The organism is Longispora fulva (genome assembly GCF_015751905.1).
Classification (GTDB): domain Bacteria; phylum Actinomycetota; class Actinomycetes; order Mycobacteriales; family Micromonosporaceae; genus Longispora; species Longispora fulva.
Window position 1 is genome coordinate 6165460 of record NZ_JADOUF010000001.1, and the last position, 20497, is coordinate 6185956.

A 20497-nucleotide genomic window follows, 5' to 3' on the forward strand; every position below is an offset into this window, starting at 1 on the left:
ACAGCGCTTCCTCCTCAAAGGACAACACACCATGCGCACCGAACACAACGACCCGCCACCCGCAGTGCACCTCACCGGCGTCACCCGCAGCTACGGCAGGGGCGACGCCCAGGTCCACGCCCTCCGCGACCTGTCGGTGTCGATCCCCCGGGGCACCTTCACGGCGGTGATGGGCCCGTCCGGCTCGGGCAAGAGCACGTTCCTGCACTGCGCCGCCGGCCTGGACACCCCGACCTCCGGCTCCGTCCGGCTGGGCGACACCGAGCTGTCCGGCCTGTCGGAGACGGCGTTGACCCTGCTCCGCCGCGACCGGCTGGGCTTCGTCTTCCAGGCGTTCAACCTGCTGCCGGCGCTCACGGTCCGCGAGAACATCACGCTGCCGCTGCGGCTGGCCGGCCGGAAGACCGACCAGGCCTGGCTGACCGAGATCCTGCACCGGGTGGGCCTGTCCGCCCGCGCCGACCACCGGCCGAGCGAGTTGTCCGGCGGCCAGCAGCAGCGGGTGGCCATCGCCCGCGCCCTGGTCACCCGGCCGGAGGTGCTGTTCGCCGACGAGCCGACCGGCGCGCTGGACAGCCGCACGGCCGCCGAGGTGCTGGGCCTGCTCCGCCAGATCGTGGCCGAGTCGGGCCAGACGATCGTGATGGTCACCCACGACCCGGTGGCCGCCGGGCACGCCGACCGGGTGCTGTTCCTGGCCGACGGCCGGATCGTGGACTCGATGTCCGCGCCGACCACCGACCGGGTCGCCGAGCGGATGGCACGGCTGGGGGCGTGGGTCTGATGCTGGGACTCGCCCTGCGCACCCTGCGCTTTCGCAAGGCCAGTTTCGTGGGCGCGTTCCTCGCCCTGTGCTGCGCCGCGGCCCTGGTCTCCGCCTGTGGCCTGATGCTCGACACCGGCCTGCGCGGCGGCCTGCCCGCCGAACGCTACGCCGGCATGACGATCGTCGCCGGCGACCAGGAACTGCACCACGACACCGGCAAGAAGATCAAGACCAAGCCCCTCACCGAACGGGTACGCGTCCCCGCCGACCTCGCCGCCACCCTCCGCGCCATCCCCGGCGTCCGGACGGTCGTCCCGGAGCTGAGCTTCCCGGCGGTGCTGCCCGGCGTGCCCGGCCCCCAGTCCCTGGGCCACGCCTGGGAGTCGGCGGCCCTGGGCCCGTGCACCCTGGCCGACGGCCGCGCCCCGGCCACGGGTACCGAGGTGGTGCTCGACGCGGCCCTCGCGGGGCGGGCCGGAGTCCGGACGGGTGATCAGGTCACCGTGCAGTCGACGGGGGCCCCGGCCCGGTACACGGTGGTCGGCCTCGCCAGCCCGCTGCGCCTGCAGTCGGCGGTGTTCTTCGCCCCGGCCGAGGCGGAGCGGCTGTTCGGCCACCCGGGTGAGGTCACGGCGTTCGGCGTGGACGCGCCGGGCGTGAACCTCGGCAAGGCTCTGGCCGGCACGCCCGCCCGGGTCTACACCGGGGCGGACCGGGGCGGCCTGGAGTTCCCCGACTCGGCCAAGGCCCAGGTGCGCCTGGTGAGTATGAGCGCCACCCTCGGCGGCACTGCCCTGATCGTCGCGATCCTGGTGGTGGTGGGCACATTCGCGCTGCTGCTCCAGCAGCGGTACCGCGAGATCGCGCTGCTCCGGGCCATCGGCGCCACCCCGAGGCAGATCCGCCGGCTGATCGGCGGCGAGGCGCTGCTGGTCGGCGTGGTGGCCGGCGGCCTCGGCTCGGTGCTCGGCATCGCCCTGATGTCCTGGCTCCGCGACCGGTTCGTGGCGGCCGGCGCGATCCCCGCGGCCCTGGATCCGGTGGTCGGCTTCGTCCCGCCGCTGGCCGCAGCCCTGGTGACGGTGGCCGCCGGTCTGGTCGCCGCGCTCGTCTCGGCCCGGCGCGCGATCCGGATCCGCCCGACGGAGGCTCTCGCGGAGTCCAGCCTGGGCGTCCGCACCGGCGTGGGTCGGCTGGTGGCCGGCGCGGTGGTCGGCGTCCTCGCGCTCGCCGGCACGGGACTGCTCACCATCCTGGACACCGAGGCCGCGTCGAGCCCGGTGACGTACCTGACCGTGCTGCTGTGGTGCACGGCCGTGTCGCTGCTCGGCCCGCCGCTGGCCCGGGGCGCGGTCGCCGTACTGGCCGTCCCCCTGCGCCGGTTCCGGATCGGCGGCTGGCTGGCCGCGGCGAACTCCACGGTCGGCTCCCGCCGGCTCGCCTCGGTGATCACCCCGCTCACGCTGATGGTCGCGATGACCTGCACCGTGCTGTTCATGCAGTCCACGACCACCGAGGCCACCACCCGGCAGGCCAACGACGGCCTGCTCGCCGAGCACGTCCTGGGCTCAGCGACCGGCGTACCCACGGCAGCGGCCACCGCCGCCCGCGCCGTGCCCGGGGTGACCACGGTGACCGAGGTGAAGCGCGGCCGGGTCCTCAACGGGCTGACCAAACTGTCCGCCCAGGGCGTCACGCCGGCCGGCGCGGACCGCACCCTGGACCTGGGGGTCAGCGCCGGCGACCTCGCCGACCTGGCAGCCGACAAGGTCGCGGTGAGCGCCCGACTGGACCTCCGGGTGGGCACCTCGCTGAGCCTGAGCCTCGGCGACGGCACCCGGGTGAGCCTGACGGTGATCGCCGTCTACGACCGTGGCCTCGGCTTCCCGGACGTGACCATCGACCACGACCTGCTCGCCGCGCACGTCGACAACCCGCTCAACGACATGGTCCTGGTCCGGGGCGGCGACCCGGCCAGCCTGGCGGCGACGTTCCCCGGCCTGCGGGTACTCGACCGGACCGGCGTCCAGGCCGCCCAGGCCGAGCAGGGCAGCGTCAACGCGCAGATCAGCCTGATCGCGATGGGCCTGGTGCTCGCGTTCACCGCGATCGCCGTGGTGAACACCCTGGCCCTGTCGGTCGGCGACCGCCGGCGGGAGTTCGCCCTGCTCCGCCTGGTCGGGGCGACCCGCCGCCAGGTCCTGGGCATGCTGCGCTGGGAGTCCGCGGTGGTGGCCGTGATCGGCCTGGTGTTCGGCACGGCGGTCAGCCTGGCCGTCCTGACCGGGTTCAGCGTGGGCCTGACCGGAGCGGCGTCCCCGCAGGTGCCGCTCATGACCTACATCGTCGTGGCCCTGGGCAGCGCGGCTCTCGCGTTCGCCAGCACCCTGGTGCCGGGTCGGCTGGCGCTGCGGGCCAACCCGGCGGACACGATCGGCGCCCGCCAGTAGGACATGCGAAGCCCGGAGCCGCCCTCGTCCCACACCGGGAAGGGGGCGGCTCTCCACCCAGATCAAGAACATTCATTTCCGGTTACGGCGACACCTGCCCCGGTCTCCATCAGCGGCCCCGGCCGGCCTGCCGGCGACAGCCCTACGGCCAGCGCCGCAGCTCCCAGCACACCCCGACCGGCCACAGCGCATAGTTGCGCCCCGGGTCGAGGTGTTCACGGACTCCCGTGTCGAGGGGTAACACGGTCGCGTAGGAGTCGCCCCGGGTGAGCCGGTGCATGCGCTCGACGTCGAGCCCGTCCCCGGCGAGCATCCAGCACAGATCCGTCCGGTACCAGGCCATGTAGTAGAGCCCGCCGGGAACCATCCAGTATTCGCGGACCCCGGCTGTCCCGTCGGTCGCCAGGTCCACGCCCTCGATGGCGCACCGCTGCTCACTCGCCGGGATCCGGTATCCACCGAGCACCACCGCCGGCCCGATCGTGTCGAGCACCCCCAACAGCACCCCGGGCGTGCGCGCGTCTGCGGCGGGCCCTGGCCGCGCAGGCTGCTTCGTGGCGGGGCGCGGCCGCTCGGGCTCCTCTGTGGCAGGGCCCGGCCGCTCGGGCTCCTCCGTGGCGGGGCCCGGCCGCCGGGGATGGATCGGGGAACCCGACGACCGGGCGTTCATGGGTGGCATGTCAGGTCCGCCGGGTCAGCCCGAGCAGCCTGTTGCCGAGCCGGTTGCCGGCATCCAGGTAGGTGTCGCAGGGCCACGGCCGCTGACAGGCGACACAACACCCGGTCTCACTGTCGAGATGCGCCGCCCGCAACGCCTCGTCAGCGGCGACCTCGGAACCGACTTCGTTGAGGGGGATGGCACTCACGGGGAGCCTCCGTCCGGGAAGTGTCCGGGGCGCGAGACGCCTGGGGCCGGGACGGCACGCCACGGCACCACAGGCGTCTCGCGCTGGGCGCCAGCTCTGTGAGCCGGGCCACACACCGAGATTAGAGCAGCCGATTGCAGCATGCAACACTCATCTTGACCGTTTTCAGCTGTGGAGATCCACTCGTCCGTGCGCCACACTGTGTGGATGGCTGGACCCACTCTCAGGCGGCGGCGACTCGCCCGCGCTCTCCGTGCCCGACGCGACCAGGTCGGGCTGGGCCTCGGCGAGGCGGCGAAGAAGGCTGGCGTCTCGAAGTCGACGTTGAGTCGCCTGGAAGACCCGACCGTGACCGTCATGCCCAGCGTGCCGACAGTGGCCACCCTCGCCCGGATCTACGGCGCGAGTGAGCAGGACATCGAGGCGTTGACCCAGGTGGCACGCGAGGCGCGGCAACGTGGCTGGTGGCGGAAGTTCAGCGACGTGCTACCCGACTGGTTCGAGCTCTACGTCGGCCTGGAATTCGACGCGAGCGAGATCCGGGACTACTCCGTCGCCCAGATTCCGGGTCTGCTGCAGACCGAGGACTATGCCGGGGCGGTCCTGTCGACCGGCCCGCGCACGGCCGCCGCGATCGAGAAGCTGATCGAGTTGCGCATGCGTCGGCAAGCGCGCGACGACAAGCCGCGGCTGCATTTCATCATTGATGACGTGGTGCTCCGCCGACCCGTGGGTAACCCCGGCGTGATGCGTGGCCAGTTGGCGCGCCTGCTAAATGCGGCCGAGCAACCCAACCTCACCTTGCAGATTCTGCCGGCCAGCGCGGGTGCGCACGGCAGCATGGGCATGGCGTGGACGGAGCTTCTCTTCGACACTGAGGAAGATCCGCCACTCATCTACCTCGAGAACTACACCAGCAGCCTCTACCTCGAGGAGCGACCGGAGGTCGAGCAGTATGAAGCGTTGTTCGGCCAGCTCCGGAAGCTCGCGATGACTCCCAAGGACTCGACGGAGGCCATCGCGGCGGCTGCGGACGGCACCTAGGACAGAAAGGAGGGCTGGATGGCTGGGCAGACAGACATCCACGCCCCGTGGCGCACCTCCACCCGGAGCGGTAACCAGGGTGGAAACTGTGTCGAAGTGGCGTTGGGCGAAGTGGTCGGTGTCCGGGACACGAAGGACCGCGCGGGCGGGGTTCTCGTCGTCGACGGCAGAGACTGGTCGGCGTTCGTCGCTGACGTGAAGACCGGCCGTTTCTCGGGCTGACCCGCACGGAAAAGGTCGCCCCGCTCTCACTGAGGGCGGGGCGACCTTGTGCGTCAGCGCGCGAGCGCCGGCTCCTCCGCGACCACGTCGGCCGGGGCCGGTCGGTGGCCCGGCCACCAGGACGAGCCGCCGAACAGGACGGTCGCCGCCGGCACCAGCACGAGGGACACCACGAACGCGACCAGCGCGATCCCCAGCGTCACCGCGAAGCCCATCTCCGCGAAGAACGACACCCCGGAGATCAGGAGCGATCCGAAGGTACCCATCAGAATGACCGCGGCAGCGGCCACCGACGGTCCGGCGTGCTCGATGGCCAACGCCGCGGCGTCCCGGGGGCTCCGGCCCTCCCGCAGTTCCTCACGGATCCGCGCGGTGACCAGGATGTTGTAGTCCGTCCCGATGGCTGTGACGAACAGGTACATGATGATCGGGAGCATGAACATCAGGCCGCCGTGGCCGAGTGCGCCCTGGAAGACGTACACGGTCGCGCCGAGGGTGGCGACGAAGCCGAGGACCACGAACACCACGAGGTAGAGCGGTGCGACCATCGCGCGGAGCAGGCCGCCGAGGATCAGTAGGAACAGCAGGCCGGCCACCGGGAAGATGACGCTGAGGTCCCGGTTGGTGATACCGCGGATGTCGGCGAAGGTGCTGGTCATGCCGCCGATGTGCACCTGGGTGCCGGCCGGGGCCGCGTGTTCGGCGGCGGCCCGGAGTGCCGGCACGGAGTCCATCGCAGCGGTCTCGTAGGGCGAGGACTTCAGGATCAGCGGGATCTGGGCGACCTTGCCGTCCGAGGACACCGTGGGCGGCATCGGGCCGGCGACCCCTGGGGCGGTGGACATCGTGGCGACGAACTTCTGCAGCTCGGCGGGGGCCAGCGGGTGGTCGGACCTCAGGTACACCTGGGAGGGGTTGGCCACGCCGGCCGGGAAGTTCTTCCCCAGGTCCTTGAACGCCGTGGTGGCCTCCATCTTCGCCGGCAGCTGGGCGAGGGGGTCGAACTGCGGCTGGAAGCCGAGCGCCCCGGCGGCGAGTACGCCGAGCAGGACGAGCGAGCCGACCAGCGCGACGGCCGGGCGGTGCGCGACGAACCGGCCGAGCCGGGCGAACCCGGGGTGCCCCTTGCCGTCGGCCTTCGTCCTCGTCGGCCAGAAGACCCGCTCGCCGAGCAGGGTGATGATGGCCGGTACCAGGGTGAGCGCGGCGAGCAGCATCACGAACACGCCGATGGCCAGCGAGGGCCCCAGGGTGGTGAAGAAGCCGAGCAGCGCCAGGACCAGCGCGCCGAACGCCGCGATCACGGCGAACGCCGCGGAGGAGATGGCCTCGCCGACCTTGTCGACGGCCGCGACGATGGCCTCGCGCGCGGTGTCGCCGGCCCGGAGCCGTTCGCGGTAGCGGAACAGGAGGAACAGGATGTAGTCGGTGCCGATTCCGAAGAGGACCACGGTCATCAGGGTCTGGACCTCGGTACCGATCTGGAAGTCGAAGGTTTTCGCCGCGATCGCGACCAGCGCCTGGGCGATGCCGTAGACGATGCCGACCGACACCAGCGGCAGCAGCGACGCGACCGGGCTGCGGAAGATGACCAGCAGCAGGATGACGATGAGGCCCAGGGTGGCCAGGGTGACGATCTTCTCGGCGTCGGCCATGGCCTTGGTGTTGTCCACGTCGATGGCGGCCTCGCCGGTCATGCCGGCCTTCAGCTGGCCGCCCTTGAGGGCTTCGGCGGTCTGGGTCCGCAGGGTGGCGACGGCGTCGTGCACCTTCTCGTCGCGGGCCGCGCCCTCGAACTGGACGACGAGCAGCGCGCCCCTGCCGTTCGGCGCGACGGTCTGGGCCGGGTCGAAGAGCACGCCGGTCACGGCCGGCGCCTTCAGCGTCTGCGCCAACCCACCGATCGCGCCCAGGTCGGCCTGGGTCAGGGTGCCGCCGTCGGCTCGCTGCACGTGGATCACGCCGGTCGCGCCCTTGGTGAACCCGGCAGCCTTCGCGACCGCTGCGGCCTTGGCCGACTCTGCGGAGCTGGGCAGAAAGGCACTTTGATCCGAGTTCGTCACGGATTTCAGGCTCGGCGCCGCCGCGATGACCGCGACCGCCACGAGCAGCCACGTGGCGATGACCAACCATGGCCTGCGGGCCACCCCGCGCCCGATTGCTGCGAACATGTCCATCCTCCCCAATCTGGCACGCCGTGCCACAAGACACAGCGTGCCACATGAGTTTCCGTGACACCATGTGAGCGTGACGACAGAGGTGGGACAGCCGACCGAACCCGGACGCCGGGAGCGCAAGAAGCTGGAGACCAGGAGAGCCCTGGAGAACGCGGCACTGCGGCTGTTCGCCGAACAGGGCTACGAGCAGACCACGGTCGAGGACATCGCCGAGGCGGCCGACGTGGCGGTCAGAACCTTTTTCCGGTACTTCTCGTCCAAGCAGCACGTCCTCTTCGGCGACGTCGCGCACGACATCACCAACCGGCTCCGGGCCAGCTTCGAGGCCCGGCCGGCCGACGAGCCGGCGATCGAGGCGGTGCGCAACGCGCTGGACGCGCTGGCGTTCGACGCGGAGGAGCAGCAGCGGCAGATCGGCGCGCGCCTGGACCTGATGGCGCGGCAGCCGGCCCTGCTCGGGTCCTACTACGCGGTGTTCGCCGAGCTCACGGACGTGGTGGCGGAGTACGCGGCCAAGCACAGCGGCCACGACGTCAACGACATGTTCCCCCGGCTGTTGGCCGTGGCGGCGATCGGTTCGGCCCAGGCGGCACTCAGCGTCTGGCACGCCGGGCGGGGCGCGGCGGGCCAGACGCTGGACGACCTGTGCCGGGAGAGCTACGACACCCTGATCTCAGGGCTCAGCCCCCGTTGATCGAGCGCTTCACCTCGTTGCGCCACTGCGTGGTGAAGTCGGCCAGCGACACGCCCAGGGCGTCGCGCATGGCCTTGTCCCGGGTCTCCAGGTTCTGGTCCTTCGCGTCCTTGAAGGCCAGGTACAGCGCGAGCAGCTTCGCCCGGCCGTACTTGTCGGCGATCATCATGCAGGCCAGCCACGCGAGCGTGTAGTTCTCGCCGTTGTCGTCGTAGAACGTCCGGGCGTAGGGCAGCTCGTCGAGGTTCTTGCCGGCGAGGTGCTCCTTGGCCCATTCCGGCTTGATCTGCATGTTCGTCATCATGCCGCTCTCGACGAACTCGGCGGTGCCCTCGACCAGCCAGCTCGGGGTGTAGCCGTTGTCGATCGGCTGCATGGCGACGTGCGTGATCTCGTGCGTCATGATCGACTCGATCCGGTCGTCGCCCTTGCCGAGCGAGTCAGGATTGATCATCACGAGGGAGCCGGAGATCTTCGGCGGGGTGGCGCTGCTGCTCCACCGGCCGACCCGGTCGTACCGGGCGGTCTGGAACGCGGAGAACTTGTCGCCCTTCCCCTCGCCCATGTACTCGTTGTAGAGCTTCTTGTCCCGTACCGCGATCGCGTAGACCTTGCCCGACCAGCCGTCCGGCCGGAACTTCTTCACGTCGCGGATCGAGTTCTCGATCAGGTTCGACCACTCGGCGACCTTGCTCTCGTCGGACGGCGAGTAGACCAGCACGGCGTTGGCCGTGGTCCGCACCGAGATCGCGTCGCCCTGCCAGGGCTGGGTGCCGAAACCGAACGGGATCGCGCTGTCCAGGTCCTTGGTCACCGCCTCGCCGACCAGGGTCCACTTGTCCTTGATCCGGCCGAAGATCGGCACGTAGGGCGTGGCCGACTCGACGTCGTCGACCCCCTCGATCCGGAAGTGGATCGTGACCGCGGGCAGAAAAACGATCTTCTTGTACTTCGCGACCAGGTCAGCATGCGACTTCAGCCGGAACTTGTCCGTCTCCAACGTGTAGCTGAACGCGGCGAACGGCAGCTTGACCAGGTTCTCGTACTGCAACGTCTGCGCCGCCACCAGCCCCGGCTGGGACGGGTCCACGTCGGCGAGGAAGGCCGCCTTGTCCTTCTCCCGGACGGCCTTGGACCGCCGGGCGAGCAGGTCGGACACCTCCCGGTTGCGCTGGTCGACGACCACCCCGGACAGGTACAGGCTCGCGGCGGGGGCGTCGCGCTTGTCCTTGGCGACCTTGACGGCCGCGGCGGCCGAGCCGACCCCGGCGAACAGCAGCGCCGCCACCAGGCCGAGGATCGTGAGCACCAGCGGGACCCGGCTGGGGCCACGACGGGGCGGCGGCCAGCCCTGGGGCTGCCAGCCGGCGAGCTGCGGCGGCGGCCACGGCATCGGCCCGGCCTGCCCGGGCACGTACTGCCCGCTCCCGGGCGGGACCTGGCCGTAGGGCTGGGGGCCCGGCTGAGCCTGCGGGTAGGTGCCGAACACCGGCTGGCCCGGCACATAGGGCTCGGGCGCGACCTGACCCGGCGGGATCTGGCCGGGCGCGCCGGGCAGGGGCTGGGCCCACGGCCCGGGCTGGGGCTGGGGCTGCGGCACTGCGGTGGTGACCGGCTCGGAGTTCACGGCCCAGGTGTCCGGCTCGGACTGACCGGCGGCCCAGGGGCTGGGCGCCGGCTGATCCACTCCAGCAGGACCGGGCACGGGCTGGCCGGGCAAGGGCTGGGCCGGCGCGGGCTGCGCGGGCGTGGTCTCGCCCGGCCCGTCCCGGAGGGGGCCGTCGACCGGTCCGAGACCGGGCGCGGGGTAGTCACTCATGGTGGCGCCTATCAATGTGAGGGGTGGCAGGTCAGCCTGCCGCGACAGTGTCCTGGACCTGGCGGCGCCACAGGGCGGTGAAGTCCGCCAGGGAGATCCCCAGCACTTCCCTGAACCCCTGGTCCGGTGGGCCGTCGTGCTGGGCGAACCACTCGTAGACGCCGACGAGGCCACGCTCGCCGTACCGGGTCACGAGGAGCTTGCAGGCCAGTAACGACAGGTCGTAGTTCTCCACGGCGTTGTAGAAGGTGTCGTCGGGTGGCAGGCGGGAGAGGTCGCGTCCTGCGAGGTGCTTCTTCGCGTACGTCGCCCCCAGCACATCATCGCCGAACTCGACGTACACCGCTGTCCCTTCCATCAGCCAGGTCGGGGTCGCCGCCGTGGTGACCGGCCCCATGGCCGCGTGCGTGAACTCGTGGACGAGGGTCGCCGACAGCCCGGGGTCGTCCAGCCCGTCCGGGTTGATCACCACGACCGTGCCGGCGTATCCGGCCTTCTCGCCCGGGTGCCACTCGGGGACCCGGTCGAACTGGGCGACGGCGACAGCGCCGACCCGGCCGGCCTCGGCCCCCAGGTACCCCTCGAGCATCTTTCTGTCCCTGACCGCGACGACGAACACCCGCCCCGACCAGCCGCCCGGGCGGAACCGCAGCACGGCGTCCAGCGCCGACTCGATCCGTCCTGCCCACGCGTCGGCCCGGCCGGTGTCCTCCGGGGAGTGCACCAGCACGGCGCGCGGGGTGGCGCGGACGGCGATCGGGTCGCCCTGCCACGGCTGCGCGCCGGGCGGGACCGGCGCGTCGACGTCGGTGTCCGTCGCCTCGCCGGCCACCGCCCACCGGCCGCCCGTCCACGCCAGGATCGGCACGTAGGGGGCTGCGGCATCCGCCTGGTCGACGTCGGAGATCCGGTAGTGGATCTCGACGGCGGGCAGCGCCACCCTGCCGTGGTAGCGGTCCGCGAGTTCCGGGTGCCCCTTCAGTTCGTAGCGCGCCTTTCCCAGGGCGTAGGTGAACGCCGTCAGGGGCAGCCGGGCCAGGTTCTGGAAGGTACGGGTCTCCGCCGCGACGAGGTGCGGGCGGGCCCGGTCGACGTCGGCGAGGTACCCGTCGAGGTCGTGGTCGCGCACCGCCTTGGCCCTGCGGTCCAGCAGGGTCGCGAACGCCGCGTCCCGGGCTCCCGGGTCCGTGGCCGGCAGGAAACCCGCTGCGGGTGCCCCGAGCGCGCCGAGCACCGCCCCGCCCGCGCCCCCGAGGGCGAGAACAAGAGCGACCACGAGCGGGGTACGACGGCGCACGGGCATCCCAGTGGGTGAGGGCGGACATGCCGGAGGGGCGCGCCGTAGTTCACGGCCACGCCCCTCACCAGCAACTCCAGGGCTATCGAGGGTCCTGGAGCGACTGCACTACTCGCCCGTACGCTGCTGCGGGATCTGGCCCTGCAGCAGAGCGCGAACCTCTGACTCACGGTAACGGCGGTGCCCGCCGAGCGTGCGAATTGCGCTCAGCTTGCCAGCCTTTGCCCACCGGGTGACGGTCTTCGGGTCGACGCGGAACATCGACGCAACCTCAGCCGGGGTGAGCAGCGGCTCGGGCTCGTGAGTACGAGATGCCATCGGTCACTCCTCCACAAGTGCTCTCAAACGTGGCCGGGGTCCCGCCGACCAACGCCGTTCCATCGTCCGGCCTGTCCGCGATGTCGGACATGGCCCGAACGGTTGAAGCCATGTAGCCGGACGGCGGATCATTGGCTAATTTATGTGGATATGTCGCTCTTCGATGGTCACGAATCAGTTACAGCGTTCTAACAGTTGGGTCTCGCGCCAGAACTCAACCAGTTCTTCATAGGCCGCACCGGCCCCATTCAGGTCCCCTTCGGCCATCGCTGCCACCCCGTTGGCCGCCAATTCGGCCGACCTGTCGGCCATCAGCTTGGTCTCGGACATCAGTCCGGCGAGTCCGCCATAGTCCAGTTCGAGGATCGAGCCGGGGTGGAACTCCTCCAGCCAGCGCACCGTGTCGGCGAGCTCGGAGGTCACCGGGCCGTCCGGCAGCGCCCGACGGAGGATCGCCAACGCACGGTGACCACGGCGCCGGGCCAGCGAGATTGGTGTCCGAAATACTACAGACCGCTCGGGAAGGAGGTTTATCTCCCGTTCGGAGGCCTCCACGAAGACGAACCAGCGGATCGGCACCATCCAGTTCGAGGACTGCTCGTGCAGCCGGGGCGCGTTGCCCGGCTCGGACACCGAGGCCCGCCAGCCGGCCAGGGCCGCCTCGGCCGCCTCCGCCAGCCGGGACGGCACGAACGCGTCCGCCAGCACCGGCGGCACCCCGTCGCGGACCTCCAGCGCCGACTCGGCGACCCGGACCCGCAGGTTCCACGGACAGACCAGCGGCGGACTGAGGTCCGGTTCCGTCTTCCACAGCAGGTAGGCCTCGTCCTCGTCGGGCAGGCGCGACCAGCCGGCGCCCAGGGACTCGAGGATCAGGGTGCGCTGCCGGGCCGGGCCGGTGCTCGTCGACACCGCCCTGCCGGACTTGGCGTAGCCACGCCAGTAGCGTTGCCGCTCGCGGTCGAACGCTGCGAGCGGCTCGTACACCCGAAGAAAGCTGGCAAACGGAGACGACACGCGCCCGATCGTCGCACGTTGTGGGACCACGCGGGTGGCAAGCCACCCCACTGATCGGGCGGTCTATCGTGCGACTTACCCCGGCACCACCCCGCCGGGCCCGTCGGAAGGCCCCAGAAGGGCCGGCCAAACACAGGAGTTTGCGATGGGCGTATTCACCGCCGACACCGGACACGAGCAGGTCGTGTTCTGCCAGGACAAGCAGTCCGGGCTCAAGGCCGTAATCGCGATCTACTCGACCGCGCTCGGCCCGGGACTGGGCGGGACCCGGTTCTACCCCTATGCCACCGAGGAAGAGGCCCTGCACGACGTGCTGGAGCTGAGCCGGGGCATGGCCTACAAGAACGCGCTCGCGGGTCTCGACCTCGGCGGCGGCAAGGCCATCATCTGGGGCGACCCGGTCCGCGACAAGTCCGAGGCGCTGCTGCGCGCCTACGGCCGCTTCGTCGAGTCCCTCAACGGCCGGTACTACACGGCCTGCGACGTCGGCACGTACGTCCAGGACATGGACGTCATCGCCAAGGAGACCCGTTTCGTCACGGGCCGCTCCGTGGAGAACGGTGGCGCCGGTGACTCCTCGATCCTGACCGCCTGGGGCGTCTTCCAGGGCATGCGCGCCGCCGCCGAGCACCGGTGGGGCACCCCGTCCCTGGCCGGGCGCACCGTGGGCGTCGCGGGCCTGGGCAAGGTCGGCAAGTACCTGGTCCGGCACCTGATCGAGGACGGCGCCTCCGTGGTCGCCACCGACCCGTACGAGCCGGCGCTGGAGTGGGTGCGCGCGACGTACCCCCAGGTCGAGGTCGTCGCCGACACCCTGGCGCTGATCACGGCCCCCCTCGACGTGTACGCGCCCTGCGCCCTCGGCGGAGCGCTCAACGACGACACCGTGCCGGTCCTGACCGCCAAGGTCGTCGTCGGCGCGGCGAACAACCAGCTCGCGCACCCGGGCATCGAGAAGCTGCTCTCGGACAACGGCGTGCTGTACGCCCCCGACTACCTGGTGAACTCCGGCGGCGTCATCCAGGTCGCCGACGAGATCCAGGGCTTCAACTTCGAGCGCGCGAAGGCCCGGGCGACCCGGATCTACGACACCACGAAGCAGATCCTGGCCCTGGCCGACACCGAGAGCATCTCGCCGGCCGCCGCCGCCGACCACCTGGCCGAGCGTCGGATGGCTGACTGCGGTCGACTGCGCACCATCCTGCTGCCGTAGGGGTTCAGCCAGGTGTGACGTCGTTAACCCGGTGGGATTGCGGGATGGTTCGGACAAAACTAGCCGATCCTTCCGCGATCCCCCGGGCGCGCCGGTGGGGTGAGATTTTGCAAGTCGCCTCGGCGCTGTAGTGTTGTCTGCACGAGATAACCTGACGTCTTCGGGGCCCGCCTCTATGGGGCCGCCCCGTTCTTCTGTGCGAGGGGGTCGGCCATGGGGCGCGGCCGTGCTAAGGCCAAGCAAGCGAAGGTGGCCCGGGAGCTGAAATACTCCTCCCCCACTACGGACTTCGAGAAGCTCCAACGCGAGCTGGCGGGCGGGGATCCGCAGCCAGCCGGGAAAGTCGACGACCTCGACGAGGACGAAGACGACCCCTGGGCACCCACCCAGCGCTGAGCACTGCTCCATCCGCTCCACCCGTTTTCGCGCGAGCGCATCGTCCGGCCAGGGCGGTGCGCTTCGTCGTCGACGCGGAGTAGCATCGGGGCGTGCATGATGATGCGGAGAACCGTATAGCAATCCGGCGCGCCCGCACCGCGGACGTGCCCGGCATAAAACGCCTCATCGACATGTATGCACCGGACCGCCGACTGCTCACGAAGCCGGCGGTCACGCTGTACGAGACGGTGCAGGAGTTCCGGGTCGCCACCCGGGCCGACAGCGTGGTCGGCTGCGGTGCCGTGCACGTCTTCTGGCGGGACCTGGCGGAGATCCGCACCGTGGCCGTCGACCCGGCGATGGCCGGATCCGGCATCGGGCACCGCCTCGTCGCCGAGCTGCTCGACGCGGCCCGAGACCTGGGCATCCGCCGGGTGTTCGTGCTGACCTTCGAGGTGGACTTCTTCGCCAGGCAGGGCTTCGCCCCGATCGAGGACAGCCCGATCGACTCCTCGGTGTACGCGGAGCTGCTCCGTTCGCACGACGAGGGCGTGGCGGAGTTCCTCGACCTGCAGCGGGTCAAGCCGAACACCCTGGGCAACACGCGGATGCTGAAGCTGATCTGAGCGCCCTCCCACCCCGCTGGGCGGGACTGGGCAGGTCAGAGGAGCAGGGCCAGGCCCACGGCCGCCGGGTACAGGTGCGCCAGGATCGGCGGGTTGAACGGGCCGGAGAACCGGGTCGAGACCAGGCCGAACAGGCACCCGGGGCCCAGTACGACGCCGAGCCAGCCCAGCCATGTCGGCAGCTCCGATACGACGACGGCCGCGCCGAGCACCGTGAACGCGGTGTAGGAGGCGAGCATGTGGGCGCAGTACAGCCAGCTGGCCCAGGAGTTCAGCGCTGGGAAGATGCTCGGGACCTCGCCGGCCCGTACGGCCCGCGCGGCGGCCCATGGCACGACCGTCAGGCCGAACACCAGGGTGCAGAGCATGCACACCGCGCCGACCGCGTAGACCGCGAACGCCATGGCGGACAGGACCCTCGCCGACTCGGCCGCCTGGAGTTCCTGGAAGCCGGCCAGCCCGGCCGTGGTCACGAACATCGCCGCTGCCATCCAGCCGTGGATCCAGGCCCGGCGGCGGCGGTCGTGGTAGATCAGGGGCAGTGAGTCGGCCAGCGGGCCCTCGTACGCCAGTCGCCACCGGGCCGCGCCCACGCTGAAGACGACGAGGCCCGCGATGAGCACCCAGCCGACGAAAGTGTCCACGGTCGTAGCATCCCACCGCCGGGAGACCTCGCGAGGCAAGTGCCGACCCGCGGAGGAGGAGAAACGCGGCGTAACCAGAAAAGGGTCTTGATCTAAGGCGAAGTGGCCCGGCTCAGGGCGGCGAGGCGAAGGCGGGAAGGCTCCTGCATACCGGTGTTGTATGCAGGAGCCTTCCCAACGCGCGCATCGTCGTTCTGAGCCGGGCCCAACCTAACCTCGGGTGTAGTCGCCTAGCATCTGGACTACTCCGGAGCCCTCGATGACCTCGCCGACGACCCAGGACTCGACGCCCCGGGCCGTGAGCAGCGCCAACGCCCGGTCCGTGTCTGCAGCCGAGACGACGGCCATCATGCCGGCGCCCATGTTGAAGGTGCGCTCCATCTCGGCCAGCTCGATCTTGCCCTTGGCGTGCACGAGCTCGAAGATCGGCTGCGGGCGCCAGGTGGAGCGGTCCACGACGGCGTCCATGGTGTGCGGGAGGACCCGGTCCAGGTTGCCGGGGATGCCGCCGCCGGTGATGTGCGCGAACGCCCGGACGTCGCACTCGGCGATCAGCTCGAGGCAGTCCTTGGCGTAGATCCGGGTCGGGGTGAGCAGCTCCTCGCCGAGGGTGCGCTGGGTGCCCAGCTCCTCGACGACGGACTCCAGGCGCATCCGGCCGACGCCCTGCAGGACGTGGCGGACCAGGGAGTACCCGTTGGAGTGCAGGCCGCTCGACCGCATCGCGATCACGGTGTCGCCCAGCTGGACCCGGTCCGGGCCAAGCACGAGGTCGGCCTCGACGACGCCCACGGCGGTGCCGGAGATGTCGTACTCGTCCGCGCGCATCACGCCCGGGTGCTCCGCGATCTCGCCACCGACCAGCGAACAGCCCGCGTACCGGCAGCCGTCGGCCATGCCGCCGGCGATCTCCGCGATCCGGGCCGGGACGACCTCGCCACAGGCGATGTAGTCCTGCATGAACAGCGGCTCGGCCCCGCAGGCGACCAGGTCGTCCACGATCATCGCGACGAGGTCGATGCCGACCGTGTCGTGGATGCCCATCTGCTGGGCGATGACGAGCTTGGTGCCCACGCCGTCCGTGGAGGACGCCAGCAGCGGCTGCTTGTACTTCTGCACGTCGAGCTTGAACAGCCCGGCGAAGCCGCCGATCCCGCCGACCACCTCGGGCCGGTAGGTCTTGCGGACCTTGCTCTTCAGCAGCTCCACGGCCTCCTCACCGGCGGTGATCGAGACGCCAGCGTCCGCGTACGAAGGACCGCCGCGGCGCTTGCCCCCGTTCCACGGCTCCCGGATCAGTTTCGCGTCCTCGGTCGCATGGGTCATGACTCTCCCCTATGAGGGCCGGTGGTCAGCGGAGCGTCCTCGCGACGCTTGCTGAGGGTTTCCAGCAGGTGCTTGCCGAGCATGTTGTCCTCGGGCAGCGCGATCGGGTACTCCCCGTCGAAGCAGGCCCGGCACAGCCGGTTCTTCGGCTGTTCGGTGGCCGCGACCAGCCCGTCGATCGACACGTAGCCGAGCGAGTCGGCGCCGATCGAGCGGCGGATGCCGTCGGTGTCCAGGCCGTTGGCCAGCAGTTCGGCGCGGGTCGGGAAGTCGATGCCGTAGAAGCACGGCCACTTCACCGGCGGCGAGGCGATCCGGACGTGCACCTCGATGGCGCCAGCCTCGCGGAGCATCCGCACGGTGGCCCGCTGGGTGTTGCCCCGGACGATCGAGTCGTCGACGACGATGATCCGCTTGCCGCGGACCACGTCGGGCAGGGGGTTGAGCTTGAGCCGGATACCGAGCTGGCGCAGCGTCTGCGAGGGCTGGATGAAGGTCCGGCCGACGTAGGCGTTCTTGACCAGGCCCATCCCGTACGGGATGCCCGACTCCCTGGCGTAGCCGATCGCAGCCGGGGTGCCCGACTCGGGCGAGGGGATGACCAGGTCGGCCTCGACCGGGAACTCCCTGGCCAGCTGCTCGCCGATCGCCACCCGGGTCTGGTAGACGTTGCGGCCGGCGATGGTCGCGTCGGGGCGGGCCAGGTAGACGTACTCGAAGATGCAGCCCTTCGGGTCCGGCGCGGCGAACCGCTCGGACCGCAGTCCGTTCTCGTCGATCGCGATCAGCTCGCCGGGCTCGATCTCCCGCACGACGCTCGCGCCGACGATGTCCAGCGCCGACTTCTCGCTGGCCACGACCCAGCCGCGCTCCAGCCGGCCGAGGACCAGCGGGCGGACGCCCTGGGGGTCACGGGCCGCGTACAGCGTGTTCTCGTCCATGAAGACGAGGCTGAACGCGCCCTTGACCGTGGGCAGCACCTTCATCGCGGCGGCCTCGACCGACAGGTCCGGATACCCCGCGAGCAGGGTGGCCAGGCTGCCGGTGTCGCTCGTGCCGAGCTCGCCGGGGCTGATCTCGGCGGCCTGGGCGGCCAGCTCGGCCTTGTTCACCAGGTTGCCGTTGTGGGCCAGCGCGATCGTGGTGCCGGCGGTGGTGGACCGGAGAGTCGGCTGAGCGTTCTCCCAGGTGGAGTCGCCGGAGGTGGAGTAGCGGGCGTGGCCGATGGCCAGATACCCGTGCAGGCTCCCCAGGGTCGACTCGTCGAAGACCTGGGAAACGAGACCCACGTCCTTGTACACGGTCACTCCGGTGCCGTCACTCACCGCGATGCCCGCAGCCTCCTGGCCACGGTGCTGCAGTGCGTACAGCCCGAAATAACTTAGTTTGGCGACCTCTTCGCCGGGAGCCCAGACGCCGAAGACCCCGCAGGCATCCTGGGGTCCCTGGTCCTGGGGGTCGAGGTCATGGGTCAAGAGCCCGTCGCCTCGGCGCACGTGCCGCTCCTCGCAGAGAGGGGGGAATAGCCGTCGTCCGTGAGTCTACGCGAGCCCCCTGTGCTGGACCGGGAGCCACCGTGAAGCCGGTTTCCGTCACTGACCATAGCGGGCGACACCGGGCTCACGCCAGTGATTGAGTGCCATAATTGGGACTTTTTGCCGTACCCCAATTTGATATTGAACGTTCTTTTTAGCCTTTTTATGATTTTTGTACGTTTTGGCTGTGACCAGATTAACGTCAGACCAACGGCAGGTAGTCCGACAGGTCGGCCCGGGAGCCGCTCGCCCTGACCCGACCGGCCTCCACCGCCGCCGACCAGTCCAGCTCGCCCCGCGCGAGCGCCAGCCACGTCGACGGATCGGTCTCGATCACGTTCGGCGGGGTGCCCCGGGTGTGCCGCGGACCGCCGATGCACTGCACTGCCCCATAGGGCGGAACCCTGACCTCCACCGATCTCCCCGGGGCGCGTTTCGCCAGCTCCTGGAGATACAACCGAGTGGCACTCTTCTCATCGCCGGCCGAATTCGCGTCATGAACGGGCATGAACCGACCATAGCTCCGGGCTCGCGACGCAACGCCTCCCCGGTCCGCCGTATAGTGCACGACGGTGGTAATGCGGGGGGAAGGCTGACCAGGAGGCGGGAACGTGGGCACGCACCGAGCGGCATGGGTGGCGCGAATCGGCGTCGTCGGCGCACTCATCGTAAGCAGTGTGGCAATTGCCGCAACACCGGCCCTGGCAGCGGACGGTGTCGACGTCAACGTGTCACCGAACACGGTCGCGGTCAACGCGGGTGGCACCGCGTCGGTCCGGATCGACATCGACAACAAGAGCGCCGCGGTGGCTCCCGTGACGGGCACGGTGACGATCACGTTGCCGTCGAGCGTCTCGTTCTCCGACGCCATCCAGAACAACGCCTACCTGACCGGTTGCGCGCTGAGCAACCAGGGCAAGACGGCCAAGTGTTCGCTGGCGATCCCGAAGAGCCAGAAGGGCCAGGTCCAGCTCCAGCTCGGCGCCCAGCAGGGCACGCCGACAAGCAGCCTGAGCGCCAGCGTGGAGGTCGCGGCCAGCGTCCCGGACAACGGTGACAAGAGCTTCACCGTCAACGTGACCGGTAGCGCCACACCGGCCGGCGTCCTCGGCGTCACCGGCACCGTCACCGACGCCGCCGGAGCCGCCGTGGCCGGAGCCGACGTGACGGCCACCGACTCGGCCAACAAGGTCCGCGCCACCACGACCAACGACCAGGGCGTGTACGTCATCGACGTGCAGACCGACCCGTTCAAGGCCGGGCCCATCGTCATCCAGGCCAAGAAGACCGGCTTCGCGATCGGCAAGTTGACCCGCACCGGCGCCGCCGGCCAGCCGATCACCAACGCCGACCTCAAGCTCGCGCTGTCGGCCTCGCCCAGCGCGTCGGCGAGCGCCTCGGCCTCGGCCGCGCCGTCCTCCGCCCCGCCGACCTCGGCCCCGGCGGCCACGGACGACACCTCCGCCAAGACCGGCAAGGGCGACGGCGGCGGTGGCGTGCTGATGTGGCTGATCATCGCCTTTGGCGTGCTGCTGATCGGCGGCGGCGGCGCCGCGATCTTCTTCCTGCTCCGCAAGGGCAAGGACGACGACGACACCGGCTCCGGCAAGCCCACCCCCACGGTGTACGGCGGCGGGGCCCCCGGCGGCCGGCTGCCCGTCGCCGACGACTCGCCGACGATGATGCACCAGGGCCCGCTCGTCACCGACGACCCGTACGGCGACCCGCGCACCCAGCCCTACGGCGGCGGCTACGGCGGCCGGACGGACCAGTATGGCGCGCCGGCCGACCCGTACGCCGCTCCGCCGGCTCCGCCCACGCAGCAGTACAGCCGGCCCACGGACCCGTACGCGGCGCCGCCGACCCAGCAGTACGGCGGGCGACCGGCGGCGGATCCGTACGCCGACCAGACTCGGCAGTACGGCGCGCCGCAGCAGCAGGACGAGCGGACCCAGCAGTACCGTCCGCAGCAGCCGCAGGGCCACCAGCAGCAGGCCCCCGGCCAGCCCGACAACCGCAAGCCGCTGGACTGGCTGGACGACTAGCAGGTCCGGCACCGCGCCCCGGCAGTTCTCCGCGAGGAGAGTGCCGGGGCGCGGTCGTTG

The 20497-nt window shown here is 70.6% G+C and carries 20 protein-coding genes; 9 read left to right on the forward strand and 11 right to left on the reverse strand.

Features of this window, described 5'->3' with window-relative positions:
* Positions 1-31 precede the first annotated feature (31 nt).
* The gene (locus IW245_RS27945; protein WP_197006127.1) at positions 32-784 is read left to right on the forward strand and encodes an ABC transporter ATP-binding protein; all 753 of its coding nucleotides are present in this window, start codon (positions 32-34) and stop codon (positions 782-784) included.
* Complete coding sequence (locus IW245_RS27950; RefSeq protein WP_197006128.1) at positions 784-3216, forward strand: FtsX-like permease family protein; 2433 nt, start codon at positions 784-786, stop codon at positions 3214-3216. The genes IW245_RS27945 and IW245_RS27950 overlap by 1 nt, the downstream gene beginning before the upstream one ends.
* A 142-nt stretch (positions 3217-3358) precedes the next feature.
* On the opposite strand, the gene IW245_RS27955 is transcribed toward IW245_RS27950, so the two are convergent.
* Complete coding sequence (locus tag IW245_RS27955; protein WP_197006129.1) at positions 3359-3886, reverse strand: hypothetical protein; 528 nt, start codon at positions 3884-3886, stop codon at positions 3359-3361.
* 10 nt (positions 3887-3896) lie between these two features.
* Complete coding sequence (locus tag IW245_RS27960) at positions 3897-4082, reverse strand: hypothetical protein (protein WP_197006130.1); 186 nt, start codon at positions 4080-4082, stop codon at positions 3897-3899.
* A 207-nt stretch (positions 4083-4289) separates the two neighbouring features.
* Here IW245_RS27960 and IW245_RS27965 point away from each other — a divergent pair, with 207 nt between their 5' ends.
* Positions 4290-5126 (forward strand): helix-turn-helix domain-containing protein, encoded by an 837-nt coding sequence (locus IW245_RS27965; RefSeq protein WP_197006131.1) that lies wholly within the window; start codon positions 4290-4292, stop codon positions 5124-5126.
* Positions 5127-5144: 18 nt separating this feature from the next.
* Positions 5145-5348, forward strand: coding sequence for a DUF397 domain-containing protein (locus IW245_RS27970; RefSeq protein ID WP_197006132.1), 204 nt, complete (start codon positions 5145-5147; stop codon positions 5346-5348).
* A gap of 53 nt (positions 5349-5401) precedes the next feature.
* Here IW245_RS27970 and IW245_RS27975 read toward each other — a convergent pair whose 3' ends face one another.
* Positions 5402-7519, reverse strand: coding sequence for an MMPL family transporter (locus tag IW245_RS27975; protein ID WP_197006133.1), 2118 nt, complete (start codon positions 7517-7519; stop codon positions 5402-5404).
* Positions 7520-7595: 76 nt separating this feature from the next.
* Here IW245_RS27975 and IW245_RS27980 point away from each other — a divergent pair, with 76 nt between their 5' ends.
* On the forward strand, positions 7596-8219 hold the full coding sequence (locus IW245_RS27980) for an acyl-CoA-like ligand-binding transcription factor (RefSeq protein WP_197006134.1): 624 nt from the start codon (positions 7596-7598) through the stop codon (positions 8217-8219).
* On the opposite strand, the gene IW245_RS27985 is transcribed toward IW245_RS27980, so the two are convergent.
* From IW245_RS27985 to IW245_RS28000, 4 genes are all read right to left on the reverse strand, one after another.
* Positions 8206-10038 (reverse strand): hypothetical protein, encoded by a 1833-nt coding sequence (locus tag IW245_RS27985; protein WP_197006135.1) that lies wholly within the window; start codon positions 10036-10038, stop codon positions 8206-8208. The two genes, IW245_RS27980 and IW245_RS27985, sit on opposite strands and share 14 nt — an antisense overlap.
* A gap of 31 nt (positions 10039-10069) precedes the next feature.
* A complete protein-coding gene (locus IW245_RS27990; RefSeq protein ID WP_197006136.1) occupies positions 10070-11335 on the reverse strand; it encodes a gluzincin family metallopeptidase in 1266 nt (421 codons plus the stop codon).
* Positions 11336-11443: 108 nt separating this feature from the next.
* On the reverse strand, positions 11444-11653 hold the full coding sequence (locus IW245_RS27995; protein ID WP_197006137.1) for a BldC family transcriptional regulator: 210 nt from the start codon (positions 11651-11653) through the stop codon (positions 11444-11446).
* A 174-nt stretch (positions 11654-11827) separates the two neighbouring features.
* Positions 11828-12670, reverse strand: a complete 843-nt coding sequence (locus IW245_RS28000) for a DUF8083 family protein (RefSeq protein ID WP_197006138.1) — start codon at positions 12668-12670, stop codon at positions 11828-11830.
* A gap of 145 nt (positions 12671-12815) precedes the next feature.
* Between IW245_RS28000 and IW245_RS28005 the strand changes: the two genes are divergently transcribed.
* The 3 genes from IW245_RS28005 to IW245_RS28015 all read left to right on the forward strand — a co-directional run bounded on the left by IW245_RS28005 (position 12816) and on the right by IW245_RS28015 (position 14887).
* A complete protein-coding gene (locus IW245_RS28005) occupies positions 12816-13883 on the forward strand; it encodes a Glu/Leu/Phe/Val family dehydrogenase (protein WP_197006139.1) in 1068 nt (355 codons plus the stop codon).
* 213 nt (positions 13884-14096) lie between these two features.
* Positions 14097-14279 (forward strand): DUF3073 domain-containing protein, encoded by a 183-nt coding sequence (locus tag IW245_RS28010; RefSeq protein ID WP_197006140.1) that lies wholly within the window; start codon positions 14097-14099, stop codon positions 14277-14279.
* Positions 14280-14371: 92 nt separating this feature from the next.
* Entirely contained in the window at positions 14372-14887 is a 516-nt protein-coding gene (locus IW245_RS28015) for an amino-acid N-acetyltransferase (protein WP_233472901.1), read from the forward strand.
* A 35-nt stretch (positions 14888-14922) separates the two neighbouring features.
* On the opposite strand, the gene IW245_RS28020 is transcribed toward IW245_RS28015, so the two are convergent.
* The 4 genes from IW245_RS28020 to IW245_RS28035 form a co-directional block, all read right to left on the reverse strand.
* Positions 14923-15531, reverse strand: coding sequence for a hypothetical protein (locus IW245_RS28020; protein WP_197006141.1), 609 nt, complete (start codon positions 15529-15531; stop codon positions 14923-14925).
* Positions 15532-15741: 210 nt separating this feature from the next.
* A complete protein-coding gene (gene purM / locus IW245_RS28025) occupies positions 15742-16857 on the reverse strand; it encodes a phosphoribosylformylglycinamidine cyclo-ligase (protein WP_231398958.1) in 1116 nt (371 codons plus the stop codon).
* Positions 16854-18353 (reverse strand): amidophosphoribosyltransferase, encoded by a 1500-nt coding sequence (gene purF / locus IW245_RS28030; protein WP_197006142.1) that lies wholly within the window; start codon positions 18351-18353, stop codon positions 16854-16856. Before purF ends, purM begins: the two co-directional genes overlap by 4 nt.
* A 241-nt stretch (positions 18354-18594) precedes the next feature.
* Positions 18595-18900: a sterol carrier family protein gene (locus tag IW245_RS28035; protein WP_197006143.1), complete on the reverse strand. Its 306-nt coding sequence runs from the start codon at positions 18898-18900 to the stop codon at positions 18595-18597.
* Positions 18901-19069: 169 nt separating this feature from the next.
* Between IW245_RS28035 and IW245_RS28040 the strand changes: the two genes are divergently transcribed.
* Entirely contained in the window at positions 19070-20437 is a 1368-nt protein-coding gene (locus tag IW245_RS28040) for a carboxypeptidase regulatory-like domain-containing protein (protein ID WP_197006144.1), read from the forward strand.
* Positions 20438-20497 lie beyond the last annotated feature (60 nt).

Excerpts from the sequence above, each read along its gene's own strand:
- IW245_RS27945 (WP_197006127.1), top strand. The coding sequence starts at position 32 with ATGCGCACCGAACACAACGACCCGCCACCCGCAGTGCACCTCACCGGC.
- IW245_RS27950 (WP_197006128.1), top strand. The coding sequence starts at position 784 with ATGCTGGGACTCGCCCTGCGCACCCTGCGCTTTCGCAAGGCCAGTTTC.
- IW245_RS27955 (WP_197006129.1), bottom strand. The coding sequence starts at position 3,886 with ATGAACGCCCGGTCGTCGGGTTCCCCGATCCATCCCCGGCGGCCGGGC.
- IW245_RS27965 (WP_197006131.1), top strand. The coding sequence starts at position 4,290 with ATGGCTGGACCCACTCTCAGGCGGCGGCGACTCGCCCGCGCTCTCCGT.
- IW245_RS27970 (WP_197006132.1), top strand. The coding sequence starts at position 5,145 with ATGGCTGGGCAGACAGACATCCACGCCCCGTGGCGCACCTCCACCCGG.
- IW245_RS27975 (WP_197006133.1), bottom strand. The coding sequence starts at position 7,519 with ATGTTCGCAGCAATCGGGCGCGGGGTGGCCCGCAGGCCATGGTTGGTC.
- IW245_RS27985 (WP_197006135.1), bottom strand. The coding sequence starts at position 10,038 with ATGAGTGACTACCCCGCGCCCGGTCTCGGACCGGTCGACGGCCCCCTC.
- IW245_RS27995 (WP_197006137.1), bottom strand. The coding sequence starts at position 11,653 with ATGGCATCTCGTACTCACGAGCCCGAGCCGCTGCTCACCCCGGCTGAG.
- IW245_RS28005 (WP_197006139.1), top strand. The coding sequence starts at position 12,816 with ATGGGCGTATTCACCGCCGACACCGGACACGAGCAGGTCGTGTTCTGC.
- IW245_RS28010 (WP_197006140.1), top strand. The coding sequence starts at position 14,097 with ATGGGGCGCGGCCGTGCTAAGGCCAAGCAAGCGAAGGTGGCCCGGGAG.
- purM (WP_231398958.1), bottom strand. The coding sequence starts at position 16,857 with ATGACCCATGCGACCGAGGACGCGAAACTGATCCGGGAGCCGTGGAAC.
- IW245_RS28035 (WP_197006143.1), bottom strand. The coding sequence starts at position 18,900 with ATGCCCGTTCATGACGCGAATTCGGCCGGCGATGAGAAGAGTGCCACT.